Source organism: Corynebacterium liangguodongii (genome assembly GCF_003070865.1).
In the GTDB taxonomy this organism is placed as follows: domain Bacteria; phylum Actinomycetota; class Actinomycetes; order Mycobacteriales; family Mycobacteriaceae; genus Corynebacterium; species Corynebacterium liangguodongii.
This window is the reverse complement of the sequence record NZ_CP026948.1, coordinates 951,061-964,040: the sequence shown is the minus strand read 5'-3', so window position 1 is coordinate 964,040 and position 12,980 is coordinate 951,061. Positions and strand designations below refer to the sequence as shown.

Here is a 12,980-nt window from a genome sequence, read left to right as displayed (position 1 = left end):
TCGGCTGAAATCGCCCCGAAACGTCCCAATGCTCGTGTTTGAACACCCGCGGTTGGCGGGAGCCGAGGGCCCTACGCCGTCGCGCAGATGGTGCCGGAGCCGAGGACGACATCGCCAAGCCCATCCGGATCAGGCAGGTAGAGCACGGCTGCCTGTCCGCGGGCCACGCCCTCCAGCGGCTCGCGCAACGACAGCGCCACCTCATCGCCCGACACTGTGGCCACGCAGGGCACCACCCCGCCGTGCGCCCGGATCTGCACGTTGGCCTCGAAGGTGCCGGTCATCGCCGGGTGCAAAACCTTGAGCCGGTCGGCGCGGATCTCGCGCACGGTCAACGCCGAGCGCGGGCCGACGGTGACCACGCCGGTTGCGGCGTCGATGTCGGTGACGTAGCGAGGCTGTCCGTCAGCGGCGGGGACGCCAAGGTTGAGCCCGCGGCGCTGGCCGATCGTGTACTGGAAGGCTCCGTCGTGTCTTTTAAGCTCCGTGCCGTCACTATCCACGATCATGCCGGGGCGCATGCCTATCGACTTTCCCAGGAACGCCTGGGTGTTGCCGTCCGGGATGAAGCAGATGTCGTAGGAGTCGGGCTTTGTGGCCGTCGAAAAGCCGTGCCTCTTGGCCTCTTCGCGAATCTTGGGCTTTTCCGTGTCGCCGACCGGGAAGATGCAGTGGTCGAGCTCGGCGCGGGTGAGCACGCCGAGCACGTAGGACTGGTCTTTGAGGGGGTCAGCGCTGCGACGCAGGTTGCCCTCGGCGTCGAGGATGGCGTAGTGGCCGGTGGCAAGCGCGTCGAAACCGAGCGCCAGCGCGCGGTCGAGGAGGGCCGCGAACTTGATCTTCTCGTTGCAGCGCAGGCACGGGTTCGGGGTCTCGCCGTGCTCGTAGGACCACACAAAGTTGTCAATGACCTCCTCTTTGAAGCGGTCAGAGAAGTCCCAGACGTAGAAGGGGATGCCGAGCTTGTCGCAGACCCGGCGCGCGTCGGCGGAATCCTCCAGCGAGCAGCAGCCGCGGGCGGACTCACGGGTGGCCTGGGGGTCGCGGGAGAGCGCGAGGTGGACGCCGACGACGTCATGCCCGGCCTCGACGAGGCGTGCCGCCGCCACTGAACTATCCACTCCGCCACTCATCGCCGCCAAGACCCGCATGCCCGGGAGTGTACCCTGACCTCCCATGCCCCCAAAAAGCCAGACGTTCGAGATCGACTACGGCATCGCCGAGGTGATCGCCGAACACGACGGATCGCTCACCCTGCTGATTAACGGCGTGCCCAGCTCCTCCATCGTGCCGGGCGAGCCGGAGCGCCTCGATTTCGAGTACATGCGCTGGATCGCTGACTTCCTTGACAACCAGAAGCGCTGGGAGAAGCCGCGGCTGACTCACCTCGGCGGCGGCGCATGCTCTCTCCCCCGCTACTTCGCCCACGCGTGGCCGGGCAGCCGCAACACGGTGGTGGAAATCGACGGCGAACTCGCAGTGTTGGCGCGCAAGCTTTTCGACGTCCCCCGCGCCCCCGCGGTGAAAATCCGCGTGGGCGACGCCCGCACCGAGACCGAGGGATTTGCACCTGGCACGCGCGACGTCATCATTCGCGACGTCTTCGCCGAGGCAAAGACTCCCTACAACCTGACCACGGTGGAGTTCTTTGCGGCGGCGCGGGCGTCGTTAAGCGAGCTCGGCGTCTACATCGCCAACTGCGGCTCGCACGCCGACCTGAAAGAAGCCAAGGAAGAGCTCGCGGGGATGTGCGAGGTGTGGCCGCACGTCGCGGCGATCGCGGACCCGCCGATGCTCAAGGGTCGGCGCTACGGCAACATCGTGCTCATCGGCGCGAACACCGCGCTCGAGGCCTCCCCGCGCCTCACCCGCGCGCTGCTCGCTGGCGCGGTGCCCGCCCAGTTCAAGGGCGAGGAGTGGGCGCGGGCCCTGGCAACTCGGGCTCGTCACGATCCCGCCGCGCTAGAAACTCCCTAACCACCCCGGCGTAATCGGACGGACGCATGGTGGGCAGGTAGCAGCTCACCACCGCGAGCGCGATCGCGCCGAGCGCGAGCTCGTCATCGTAGGCGAGGTACCAGCCCGAGTGCGTGGGGTGGAACTTATACTTCGACGCCGCCAGCGAGCGGAACCCGTAGAGCGGTTCGATACGCGCCCCGGTGCGATCCAGCAGCACCTCGAGCAGCGAGTCCGGCTCGCTCGTGCGCGCCAGCGGTGCCCCCGAGAGCGAGACCCACTCTTTGCCCTCCGCGGCGGCGATCGCGGCGGCCTCGGCGAGCAGGAACTCCACCGTGGGGCGGAAGCCCGCCGTGTCGCGGCGCATGAAATCGAGGGTGTAGCCGACACACTGCCCGCCCTCGTAGACCGGCAACCAGCTGGTCACCCCGTGGAGGCGGCCGTCGTCGCCGACGGCGAGCAGGAGCTTCGTCCCCTCGACCGCCAGCTCGTCGACACCGCCCAAGGTAAAGCCCATCTCCGGTAGCGCCTTGTCTGCCACCCACTGTTCAGAAAGCGCGAAGACCTTCTCCCGCATCTCCACGTCGAGCTCCGCCCAGGTCGTCCACACCGCGCGCACGCCCTCCTTACCCGCGCGATTGCGGGCAGTGCGGATGTTTTGGAACTTCTTGCCCTTAAACTCGATGTTGTCGGTGTAGAGCAGGGACTCCTCGGCCACGTGGACGCGGCGGAACCCGGTGCGGGAGAAGTCCTCCGCCACCGAGTACCACGCCACTCTCCAGCCCTGCTCCGCGCAGTACGCCTCGAAGGCATCTGCGACGTCGTCACGCGTAGAAGCCTCCGTGTACACGGGCCCACCGACCGTCACCGCGACGTTGCGCACCACCCGAAACGCCACGTAGCCTTCTCCCCCGCCGGCGAAGAAGTAGCGGTTGCCGCCCCACAGCCCCATCCAGGCGAGGTGATCCCCTGTGCCGCGGGTGAGGATCTCCTGCGCCCGCTGCCGCTCCGTCTCCGCCGCCGGGGAGGGCGCCGAGGTGAGCGCCCGGTGCAGGAAGAAGAGAGCCGCGGCCCAAAAGGCGATGCCGACCCACTCGTAGAGCACCCACGCGAGGAAGCGCTGCGGGATGACGTGCGTAGGCAGCAGCACCGCAGCGGCGGGCGGCAGGAAGCGGGCCGGGGCCTCCAGCAGCGCCTCTCCGAGGCTCGGCGGCCAGAGGAAGCCGGGGTTGGCCAGCGCACCTGCGACCCACACGATCGTGCACACCACCAGCGCGCCTGCCGTGCCCACGATGGCGGGGCGCAGGCTCGAAGCGACCCGGAAAAACGCCCTGGTTGCCGCCAGAACGGCGAGCACGATCAGCCACGGCAAGATGACGAGAACGACGTTGACAGCCCTGAGCACGTCCGCCGTCGGGCCGCCCACCTGGGCGAAGATGATGACCAGCGAGCCTGCCGCGCTGAGGATAGCGAGCACCCAGGCCACCCTCCGCCCGCGCACGAGGCCGAAGGCGATGACGAGTGCCAGTGCCAGCGGGGCCATGTTGAGTAGGAAGGGACCCAGCCCGTCTTGTTGGTTGATGAGCAGCGCCTCGCGGCACGCGGTGGACTCGACATCGACGCAGCGCGCCTGGATCTCGTTGGCCGCCACCGCGGGCTCCCACATGAGCTGGCTCACCTGTGCGAACGGGCCACTTGCCTGGGGGTTGAGCGCAGCGAGAACGGGGCCCGCGCTCACCACGGCGAAAAGGGTTGCGATAAGCACGCGGGCCTCGCGCAGGGAGACACGCACTCGTTGGATGCTTTCCCGGTGGACCAAGCTCCCACCGGCCCACCCGAGTACGACGGCGCTGAGCGCGATGACGTCGACAAGCGAGCCGCTGTAGAGAACCAACGTGCCTGTGAGCACGACCATGATGAGGCGCAGGCGGCGGCGCCACAACACGCCCATCGTGGATGTGGCAAACGCGAGCGGGCCAAAGATCCACGCCACCGGCGACAGGTAAGCACCGGCTGCGAGGTTTGCACCCCACTCGTTGAATCCCGCCCGCTCAACCGCCGCGGCGAGGACGGCACCGATGGGCACCGCGAGGGCGTGGGAGGCCAGCGCAGCGACGATAAAGCGCCGGGTGCCCAGCAAGATTTCGGCCGGCACCGCGAAACACACCAGCGCGAAGGTGGCGTAGACCATCCCGGCCGGGTGCCAACTGGTCAGACCAGACGTCAGGAAGGATGCGATGTTTTCTTCGCCGAGGATGTGGTACCCAAGAATGTGGTAGGCGCCGCGGCCAAAGAGCGCATAGAGCACCCACATCCCCGCGAGCGCCACCACGCTCGCGGGGAACCTCAACGCGGCCTTCTTTAAGGCACTCATCCGATCCCTCCCCGCCGCGCAACGAAATCGAGGCTATCGCGCCACGCGACGCGCCACACGCCGTAGCTGTGCGCCCCGGGCACCGTGTCGTAGGTAGTATCCATGCCCGCCGCGCGGGCGAGGTCGTTGAGGTGAGGCAGGGCTGCTGTGGACATGTGGTCATCTTCCCCTGCGATGAAGCGCCCGGCAATGCCCCGGTAGGTCGGCGTGCCCTGCGCCTTGGCGAGGAGCGTCGCGGCGTTAGCGTTGTGGAAATCTTCCTCGCTGCCGCCAAAGATCTGCTGCACCGTCTTGTCGTGGCTGCCCACGTTCGGCTCCGCCTCGCCGGAGAAGTCCAGGAACGTGCCGTAGGCCTCCGGGTGGTTGGTGACAACCTGCAGTGCGCACGTGCCTCCGTAGCTCAATCCCCCGACCGTCCAGGTGGACTGGTCCTCGTTGACGTGGAAGGTATCCCGGATGAGCTGCGGGATGTCCTCGCTGAGGTAGGTCAACACCTGGTATTCGGGACCATCGGAGCAGGCCGGATTGCCTGTCTCCGAACCCGTAGCGTCGACGCTGATGACCACCGGGGCGATTCCGTTGTGGGCGGCCTGGTACTCGTCGAGCGCCTCGGCGGCGTCGCCCTTGGTAAACCAGTCCATCGGGCTGCCGGGGCTGCCGGCCATGAGCACGACGACGGGGAGGTCGTGGTTGCGCCAGTAGGCGGGAGGGACGTAGGCCACGGCGTCGCGCATCGGGCCCGCCGGCACCGTGACCAGGGCGGCGACCTCGCGGCCGTCGTTCAACGGTGCGCGGCGCAGTGTCGTGAACTTCTCGACGCTCACGCTCGAGGCGACCGGCACCGGATAGAACGAGCCCGCCGTCGGGTACTGCTGGTAGACGAGGTTGGAGACGAGGTAGGCGTTGGCCACCGCCACGACGGCGACGAGCCCGAGCACGAGGCGTCGGCCTTTTTGGGCAATCGCGGAGAACACGATGAAGACCGCGGCGGCGCCCGAGGCGTAGATCATCCACGGCACGGAGTCCGGGAAGGGCTTCGGCCACACTTCGAGCCCGAAGATCACCACCGCGGCCACCACAAGGCTCGCCCCGCCCGCCCAGGCTGTGCGGCGGTTGGGCGGGACGAGCGCGGCGAGCAAGGTCACAACCGCGATGGCGTAGATAGCAATGCTCGCGTCGCCGGAGACGAGCGAGAAGTTTCTCAGTCCTTCCACGCTTTTGTAACCTAGACCCCCATGGCCCCCAAGGCACTGCTCTCCCGCCTCCCCCGCGTACTTCCTGACCCTTCCACAGCGACCTCCCAGTCCACTGGCCGGGTCGTCGTAGCGGTTCACGGCACGTTGTCAGATCCGGTGGTCTTCGCCCCGCTCGGTGAGGCGCTAGGCTCCCGCGGGGTGGACATGGCAGCGGTTGCGCACGGGGCGCGGGGCTCGGCGCGTATCGACGCCTCAGCGGCCGAGCTCGCCTGCGCCATTGCCGCCCTGCCGGACGAGGTCGACCGGGTCGATATCGTCGGGCATTCCAGCGGCGCCCTGGTGGCGCTCCGGGCGCTCGCCGTGCCTGGCGTGCGCGAGCGGGTGGGAACCCTCGTCGGGCTGGGCGGGGCCTGGCGCGGCACCGACCACCACGGTTTCCTCCGCCCCGAGTGGCTGGTGCGGCTCGTTTTCGGGGAATCCTTCGTCGACCTCGAGCACGTCGCTGGTGAGCCGGCTCTGCCCGAGGGCGTCGAGGTGGTCTCCATCGTCTCCGACGCCGATAGCGTGGTGCCGGAGTGGTCATCCACGCTCGGCCGCGTGGTCACCGTCAGCGGCGTGCCCCACGCCCTGCTGCCGGGCTGCACCGACGAGGTGCTCGACGCGCTCGGGCTGTAGAGCTACTTCTGGGCGTTGGCGAGCAGGATGAGCAGGTCGCCGACGGAGTAGTCGCCGAGCATCATGGTGCGCAGGTCCCCGACAGGCAGCTGCCCCTGTGCCGCGAGGTCTTTCACGTTCGCGGCGATCTTGTCGGCGTCTTCGGGGTTAAAGCCGAATTTCGCAGCCGCGTCGTGGACCTGCGGGGAGCCGAGGATCCCGGTGGCAAGCCCCAGGATGGCCACGACGAGGGCGGTGTTGTCCTGCTCCAAAATGCCGAGCTCCCCAGACTCAGGGACCTGGAAGGACTCGAGGACCCCGCCGCCCACGGCGTAGTTGCCGGCGGAGAAGCTGGAGAGATCGGCCTCGCTGCCGTTGAAGACGTTCATGTCTACCGGGGTATTCATGCCCGGCACGCGCCCGGAATCGGAGCGCTGCCAAAACGTCAGCTTGTCCCAGCCCCCCACCGGGCGCGGGGCCTGGTTCTGGTAGGCCGCGAGCCACAGCGGGTAGCCGGTAAAGGCATTCGTATTGGCCATGCGCTCTGTCCAGAAGTAGCGGTAAGTATAGAGCATCGGCTTGGTGCCGGTGGCCTGCTCAACCTCGGAGAGGAACACCTGGGTCCAGCCGATGAGCGCCTGCGGGCTCAACCCCTCGTCGACCTCTACGTCGAGCACGGGCGGGAGGGAGAGCGCGGGACCGGCATTGATGACGGAGGCAAAGTACTGGGCCTGGGTGACCGGGTCTTCGGCGGGGCGCGCGTAGTGGTAGGCGCCGACCTTCATGCCCGCATCCGCCGCCGCGCGGGCGTCTTCGTCGTAAAACTCGTTCTTCCAGCCCTCGCCCTCGGAGGCCTTGACAAAGGCGAAGCGCTGCCCGCCGGGCCCGGCGACGGTGCGCCAGTCGATCTGCCGCCCGCCGGGGCGCTGGTGGCCCGCGACGTCGACGCCGGAGACCACCCCGGGCAGCGTCTGCGCGGCGGCGTCGGTACGCGAAGCCGGGCTAAACGGCACGACGACGGCGAGGACGAAGGTCAGGGCGGCCGCGACAAGCGCGGCGAGGACGGGTTGGATCCTGCGGGAGACGTGCATGCGCGCCACGCTAGCGCACTTAAATCACAAATTTCACACGCGACACACCACTTACAGGGATCCCGCGATTCGGGCACGCGTGACGACGCCCCCAATCTCCCCCACCAGCTCCTCAACGTCCTTTTCCGTCGACGTGCGCCCCAGCGTGAGCCGCAGCGCCCCCGCCGCTGCCTCGGGCGCGACCCCCATCGCCTCGAGCACGTGGCTGGACCGGTTGACCCCCGCCGCGCAGGCCGAACCCGTGGAGGCCTCGAGGCCCAGCGAATCCAACAGCATGATCAGCGCATCCCCGTTCGCGCCGGGGAAGAGCACGTGGACGTGGCCGGGGAGGGCGGGCAAGGGCGTTGTCACGCGGGCGTCCGGCACCTCGCGCAGGATGCCGGCGACGAGGGCCTCGCCGAGCCTGATGAGCCTCGCCTCCTCGTGCGCCATTTCCCCGACGGCCTCTCGCAGCGCCGCCGCCGTCGCCGCCGCGGAGGCCACATCCACCGTGCCCGAGCGCAGCCCCCTCTCCTGCCCGCCGCCGGTGATCACGGCGGTCGGCGCCGGAGAGCGCCGCGCGAGCAAGATGCCGGTGCCGCGGGGTCCTCCGAACTTGTGGGCGCTCGCCGCTAGCGTCGTCGCGCCGAGCTCGTGGAAGTCCACGGGGACCTTGCCCACCGCCTGGACGGCGTCGACGTGGAAGGGTGTGCCTACCACCGCAGCCCGGGCGGCGGCCTCGGCCACGGGCTGGACCACGCCCGTTTCGTTGTTGGCCCACATGAGGGTGGCGACGCCCGCTGGGGCGTCGAGAAGCGAGAAGTCCTCCACGCGGCCCTCGCGCGTGACGGGAAGCCACTCGAGCCTCGCCCCCTCGGTCACGGCCAGTGACTTGACCGTCTCGAGGACAGCCGGGTGCTCAATGGGGCTGGCCACCACCCGGCCTCCCCTGCTGGCGCGGTAGAGGCCGCGCACCGCGAGGTTGTCCGCCTCGGTACCCGAGCCGGTAAAGACCACCTCGACCGGGTCTGCGCCGAGCAGCTCGGCGACCTCCTCGCGTGCCTCGGCGAGCACGGCAGCCGCCCTGCGACCCGAGCCGTACTGCCCTCCCGGGTTGAGCAGGCCGGAGTACTCGGCCCAGGCCTGCCTCGCGCAGTCTCGCATCGGCGTCGTCGCGGCGTGGTCGAAGTAGGGCATGGGCGCGATTCTAGTCGCGCGTACCGCCACAGCTCTCGGATCCATCGGTGCTCTCGGAGCCGAGGAACTACACTGCAGTACTATCCACGCGCCGGAAGGAAGACCCCAAGGAGCCGCTCCGCCATGCCCCCACGCCCAATCCTCCTCGACTGCGACCCCGGCCACGACGACGCCGTAGCCATGCTCCTGGCCTGGGGAAGTCCCGCCATCGACCTCGTCGGCGTGACCACGGTCGCAGGAAACCAGACCCTGGAGAAGGTCACGGCCAACGCCCTCGCACTGGCGCGGGTCGCCGGGATCGCAGGAGTCCCCTTCGCGAAGGGCGCGGACTGCCCGCTCGTCGGCCCGCAGCTCATCCCCGCGGAGATCCACGGCGAGTCCGGCCTCGACGGCCCGCGCCTGCCGGGCCCCGGGGCAGACCTGGACCCGCGCCACGCCGTTGATCTCATCGCCGATACCGTGCGCGGACACGCCTCAGGCGAGGTCACCCTGGTGGCCACCGGAGCCTTGACCAACCTCGCCCTGTTCGCCCGCACCCACCCCGACCTAGTCGGACGGGTCGCGGGCGTGACGCTGATGGGAGGGGCGCACCACGGCGGGAACATGACCCCAGCGGCCGAGTTCAACATCCTCGCCGACCCCGAGGCCGCCGCCATCGTCTTCGACGCGAGCTGGCCGGTGACCATGGTCGGCCTCGACGTCACCCACAAGGTGTTGGCCACACCCGAGCGGATGGAGCAAATCGCACGGGTGGGAACCGACGTCGCCGGTTTTGTCGCCGAGCTTGTCGATTTCTTCGGTCAGGCCTACAAGGCTGAGCGCCGCTACCCCGGCCCGCCGATGCACGATCCTCTGGCTGTCGCCGCGGTGGCCGACCCATCCGTCCTCGCGACAGTAGCTGCGCCCGTGCGCGTAGAAACCCGCGGGGAGTACACGCGCGGGATGACGGTGGTGGACCTGCGCCGCACGTGGGATGTGGCTGGCGGCGAGCCGTCGATACTCGGTGTGGCCGACGACTATGAGAATATGTCGATGCACAGAGTCGGGGTCGACGTCGATGTTGATGGTTTTTGGCACATGCTTATCGACGCCCTCACCCGCATCGGCAACACCCACTTCAGGTAGAAAGGCCCCCGTTGACTTCACGACCAGCCGCCCCCGGCGACCCCGTTGATTCCCGCCCCGGCGGCATCGCCCTACTCATGGGTGTGCTCTTGACCGCTGCCGTTGCATTCCAGCTCAACGCCTCGATGCTCTCGCCCGTCCTGCCGACCATGGCCGCTGAGTTGGGTACCGACGAAGCCGCCGTAGGGTTAACCCAAACTGCGTTTTTCACCTGCGGGGCGATGTGCGGGCTGTTTTTGCCGCGCCTGTCCGACATCATCGGGCGGCGCCGGGTGCTCGTCGTCATGCTGGCAGTCATGTCCCTCGGCGGCGTGCTCGCCGCGCTCGCGCCGAACATTCAGGTGCTGCTTGCAGCCCGCGCCCTGCAGGGCATCGCGGGCCCGACCATCCCGCTCACCCTCATCATCCTGCGCAGCCAGGTCAAAGACGAGGTCCGCCTCGGCACCCTCATGGGTCTTATCGCCGCAGTCAACGGCGGCATCGCCGGGCTTGACGTGCTGTTGTCCGGTTGGATGGCCCAAGAATTCGGGTTCCGCTCGGTCTTCTGGCTCATCGCGGGCATGGGGTTGGTCGCGGTGGCTGCAGTTGCCCTCTGGGCTCCGGACTCCAAACCTTCCGCGGGGGTAAAAATGGACGTCGGCGGTGCCGCCCTTCTCGTAGTTTCCGTGCTCTCGCTGACCCTCGCCGTCAACGAGGCAGGCAAGGCCGGGGCGGCGAATTGGCTCGCGGTGGCCGTGCTCGCCGTGCTGGGCTTCGGGTTCTTCGCCGTGTTCTGGAGGTATGAGGGGCACCAGACGCAGCCCCTCGTCGCACCGCGCTACCTGGCCAGGCGCCACACCTGGGCGCTGTTGCTCACCACGGTGCTCACCATGACCGGTGTTTTTGCGGCGGTCAACGGCGTGGCGGTGTCGCTGGCCCAAAACCCCACCGCGGGCTTCGGTGTGGAGGCGGACGTCGCCGCGCTCGCGCTGCTGACCCCGTACGCGCTCGTCGGGTGGTTGGTTGGCCCGTTCGCCGGGCGCTTCGCCCCGCGTATCGGCTACGCCCGCTCGATCCGGGTCGCCAACATCGCCACCGCCGTCCTGCTCGTGTTGCTGGCGCTGGTGGGCGTGCGCTCACTCTGGGTCCTCATCGCCGGGGTCATCCTCATCGGGGTGACCTACGCCGGCATGGCCAACATCGTGCTCAACAACCTCGGCGTGGTCAACTCCCCGAAGGACAACGAGGGGTTCCTTCCCGGTATGAACTCCGCCGCCTTCAACCTCGGCGCCGGCATCTCCTTTGCCGTGCTTCCCGTTTTCATGGTCGCCGGTTCGCCGCAGGGCTCGGACTCCACCGCCGGGTATACGACAGCATTCCTCGTCGGCGCGGTCATTCTCGCGGTCTCCGCGGCGGCGACACTGCTCATCCCCCGCACGACCGTTGCCGAGCTGGATCGCGCTCTTAACTAGGCCCGCTCGCGCGCCCCGCACACGTACGCCACCGCGCTGGTGCCCACGCGCGCGACGACCACGGCCATCGGCCGCTTCCCCTTCAGCTTCAGTGAGGCCCGCAGCTTGTCGGGGTTGACGTCGACGCCGCGCACCAGGATTTCGAGCGAGCCCGCCCCGTAGGGCCGCAGCGCCGCCTTTAAACCACGCAGCGGCACCGCCTCAAGCACGGGGAATGCGCTGTAGCCCGCCGGGATCGCATCCCCGGTGAGGAAGGCGATGTGGGGGTCGAGCATCCACAGGCCGTGGCGCGCGCCGAAGGCGCGCACGAGCCCGGCGCGGATGACCGCCCCATCCGGCTCGACGATGTAGGCCCCGGGCTCGCCCACCTCAAGCTCCGCCTCGTCCTCGCGCGACGCGGAGGTGACGATGTCTGTGAAGCCGTCGCTACGCAGCACGGCGGCCTCGCGCGCCAGCCCTCCGGCAAGCCCCGGGGTGTAGAGGCAGGCCTCCTTGACCGCCCCGTCGACGGAGACGACGCTAACCAGCCCATCCCACTCGGAGTAGTCGATGCCCGGGGCACACTTCACGGCCAGCTCTCTGCCCCGGTACGCCGCGAGGAGGTCGGGCAGTGGGGGTTGGAGCTTCGCGGGGTCGGCGATGCGGTTTCCCCCGTCGCGGCGGGCGGGGTCGGCGACAACGACGGCGTCACGGGTAACGGGGGCGAGGGCGTCGGCACGCGCGAGCCACGCGTCCGGGCCCAGGTTGTGCCTGGCCATGAGCACCCTGGCCGAGTCGAGATCGGAGCCGAGCCACGCCAGCCCCGCCTCCGCCGCGGCGGGCGCCTCGGTGCCCACCGAGCAGGTCACGTCGTGGAGGCGGCCGGCCCCGGCAGCGGCGATGCGCCGCGCGCGCAGGTGGGCCACCGGCACGGGGGTGGCCTGCTGCGCGGCGTGGAAGTCTGTGAGCCACTCGCCGGGGAACTTCCCCGCGGCGGCCCGCCGCCCGCCGAGCAAGCCCATCACCGCGCGGGCGTAGGTGCCGAAGCGCTTGTCTAAAATCTTACGGTCGGAAATCATCGCGGCGCGGGTGAGAGAGAGCGCGGGTGCCACCTCGTCGATCTCGGCACGGTGGGCCGCGAGGAAGCGGACTTCCTCGACGCTAAAGCTCAAAGGGCCTCCCGATGCGGTCTTCTGGGCGCAGCGTGAAAAACTCGGCGTAGCGGGGGTTATCCACGGCGTCGTCGCGCACCAGGGTGATCTCTGCGCCCTTCGTCGCCTCCCACAGATCGTCGGTGGTAGCAAACTCGGAGATATCGAGAAGCTGCGCCCACGTCGAGGGCGCAAAGCGCACCAGCCCGGCCCGCCAGCCGTCGATAAGCAGCGCAGGCGGGAACCAATTCGCGTCGTCCGCCTCCCCCGTGCGCCCGTCGGGCTGCTGCCCCTCGGGCAGGCGCGCGAGCCAGGTAAACGTATCGTAGGTGGTACCTCGCTCGGAGCGCCCGACCCAGCGTGCGAAAGGAAGCAGCAGGTCCGGGGTGACCCGCAGGCCCTTATCGCGCAACACCTCGGTGAGCGAGAGCTCATGGGACTCCATGCGCACGCGCTGAGAATGGAAGGAGTGGGCGTCCGCGGGCAGGTCGCCCGCGCTATCGACGGCGAGGAGCGTACCGGTTTCCTCAAACAGCTCGCGCACCGCCGCAAGCAGCAGCGCGTAGGCGGTATCCGAGCCCACCTTGAGCTGCGCGGCGAGGTCTTCGGCGCTCCGGCCGTACCAGAGCTCACCGGCGCTCTCCGCATGCGGGAAGTCGCGGGAATCGACCCCGCCGCCGGGAAAAACGGTCATGCCGGGGTAGTTCGGCATGCTCATCACCCGCTCGAAAACCCAGACCTCCAGGCCCGTCTCGCCATCGCGCGTGAGTATCACGGTGCAGGCGAGGCGCGCTGAACTCTCGATGCTCTCGATTGCCACCGCGTGC

11 protein-coding genes are annotated in these 12,980 nt (G+C 68.9%); 4 read left to right on the top strand and 7 right to left on the bottom strand.

What is annotated here, in order from left to right; genetic code table 11:
* Nucleotides 1–71: 71 nt before the first annotated feature.
* A complete protein-coding gene (gene mnmA, locus C3E79_RS04615) occupies nt 72–1,151 on the bottom strand; it encodes a tRNA 2-thiouridine(34) synthase MnmA (RefSeq protein WP_108403859.1) in 1,080 nt (359 codons plus the stop codon).
* Between the two features lie 25 nt (nt 1,152–1,176).
* On the opposite strand from mnmA, the gene C3E79_RS04610 reads away from it, so the two are divergent.
* Nucleotides 1,177–1,977 (top strand): spermidine synthase, encoded by an 801-nt coding sequence (locus C3E79_RS04610; RefSeq protein ID WP_108403858.1) that lies wholly within the window; start codon nt 1,177–1,179, stop codon nt 1,975–1,977.
* On the opposite strand, the gene C3E79_RS04605 is transcribed toward C3E79_RS04610, so the two are convergent.
* Both C3E79_RS04605 and C3E79_RS04600 read right to left on the bottom strand, forming a co-directional pair.
* Nucleotides 1,904–4,330 carry a bifunctional lysylphosphatidylglycerol flippase/synthetase MprF gene (locus C3E79_RS04605; RefSeq protein WP_108403857.1) on the bottom strand — a complete coding sequence of 809 codons (2,427 nt, stop codon included), beginning with the start codon at nt 4,328–4,330 and terminating at the stop codon, nt 1,904–1,906. The two genes, C3E79_RS04610 and C3E79_RS04605, sit on opposite strands and share 74 nt — an antisense overlap.
* Complete coding sequence (locus tag C3E79_RS04600) at nt 4,327–5,544, bottom strand: alpha/beta hydrolase (RefSeq protein ID WP_108403856.1); 1,218 nt, start codon at nt 5,542–5,544, stop codon at nt 4,327–4,329. Before C3E79_RS04600 ends, C3E79_RS04605 begins: the two co-directional genes overlap by 4 nt.
* 21 nt (nt 5,545–5,565) lie before the next feature.
* Here C3E79_RS04600 and C3E79_RS04595 point away from each other — a divergent pair, with 21 nt between their 5' ends.
* A complete protein-coding gene (locus C3E79_RS04595; RefSeq protein ID WP_146183416.1) occupies nt 5,566–6,201 on the top strand; it encodes an esterase/lipase family protein in 636 nt (211 codons plus the stop codon).
* A gap of 2 nt (nt 6,202–6,203) precedes the next feature.
* On the opposite strand, the gene C3E79_RS04590 is transcribed toward C3E79_RS04595, so the two are convergent.
* Nucleotides 6,204–7,271 (bottom strand): glycoside hydrolase family 25 protein, encoded by a 1,068-nt coding sequence (locus C3E79_RS04590; RefSeq protein ID WP_108405057.1) that lies wholly within the window; start codon nt 7,269–7,271, stop codon nt 6,204–6,206.
* A gap of 51 nt (nt 7,272–7,322) precedes the next feature.
* A complete protein-coding gene (locus C3E79_RS04585; RefSeq protein ID WP_108403854.1) occupies nt 7,323–8,447 on the bottom strand; it encodes a cysteine desulfurase family protein in 1,125 nt (374 codons plus the stop codon).
* A gap of 123 nt (nt 8,448–8,570) precedes the next feature.
* On the opposite strand from C3E79_RS04585, the gene C3E79_RS04580 reads away from it, so the two are divergent.
* Nucleotides 8,571–9,572, top strand: coding sequence for a nucleoside hydrolase (locus C3E79_RS04580; protein ID WP_108403853.1), 1,002 nt, complete (start codon nt 8,571–8,573; stop codon nt 9,570–9,572).
* 77 nt (nt 9,573–9,649) lie between these two features.
* Nucleotides 9,650–11,023, top strand: coding sequence for an MFS transporter (locus C3E79_RS04575; RefSeq protein WP_108403852.1), 1,374 nt, complete (start codon nt 9,650–9,652; stop codon nt 11,021–11,023).
* On the opposite strand, the gene C3E79_RS04570 is transcribed toward C3E79_RS04575, so the two are convergent.
* Entirely contained in the window at nt 11,020–12,174 is a 1,155-nt protein-coding gene (locus C3E79_RS04570; RefSeq protein WP_108403851.1) for a THUMP-like domain-containing protein, read from the bottom strand. The genes C3E79_RS04575 and C3E79_RS04570 overlap by 4 nt on opposite strands.
* Entirely contained in the window at nt 12,164–12,973 is an 810-nt protein-coding gene (locus C3E79_RS04565) for an NUDIX hydrolase (protein ID WP_235840703.1), read from the bottom strand. Before C3E79_RS04565 ends, C3E79_RS04570 begins: the two co-directional genes overlap by 11 nt.
* Between the last annotated feature and the right edge of the window lie 7 nt (nt 12,974–12,980).

Excerpts from the sequence above, each read along its gene's own strand:
- mnmA (WP_108403859.1), bottom strand. The coding sequence starts at position 1,151 with ATGCGGGTCTTGGCGGCGATGAGTGGCGGAGTGGATAGTTCAGTGGCG.
- C3E79_RS04610 (WP_108403858.1), top strand. The coding sequence starts at position 1,177 with ATGCCCCCAAAAAGCCAGACGTTCGAGATCGACTACGGCATCGCCGAG.
- C3E79_RS04605 (WP_108403857.1), bottom strand. The coding sequence starts at position 4,330 with ATGAGTGCCTTAAAGAAGGCCGCGTTGAGGTTCCCCGCGAGCGTGGTG.
- C3E79_RS04595 (WP_146183416.1), top strand. The coding sequence starts at position 5,566 with ATGGCCCCCAAGGCACTGCTCTCCCGCCTCCCCCGCGTACTTCCTGAC.
- C3E79_RS04590 (WP_108405057.1), bottom strand. The coding sequence starts at position 7,271 with ATGCACGTCTCCCGCAGGATCCAACCCGTCCTCGCCGCGCTTGTCGCG.
- C3E79_RS04585 (WP_108403854.1), bottom strand. The coding sequence starts at position 8,447 with ATGCCCTACTTCGACCACGCCGCGACGACGCCGATGCGAGACTGCGCG.
- C3E79_RS04580 (WP_108403853.1), top strand. The coding sequence starts at position 8,571 with ATGCCCCCACGCCCAATCCTCCTCGACTGCGACCCCGGCCACGACGAC.
- C3E79_RS04575 (WP_108403852.1), top strand. The coding sequence starts at position 9,650 with ATGGGTGTGCTCTTGACCGCTGCCGTTGCATTCCAGCTCAACGCCTCG.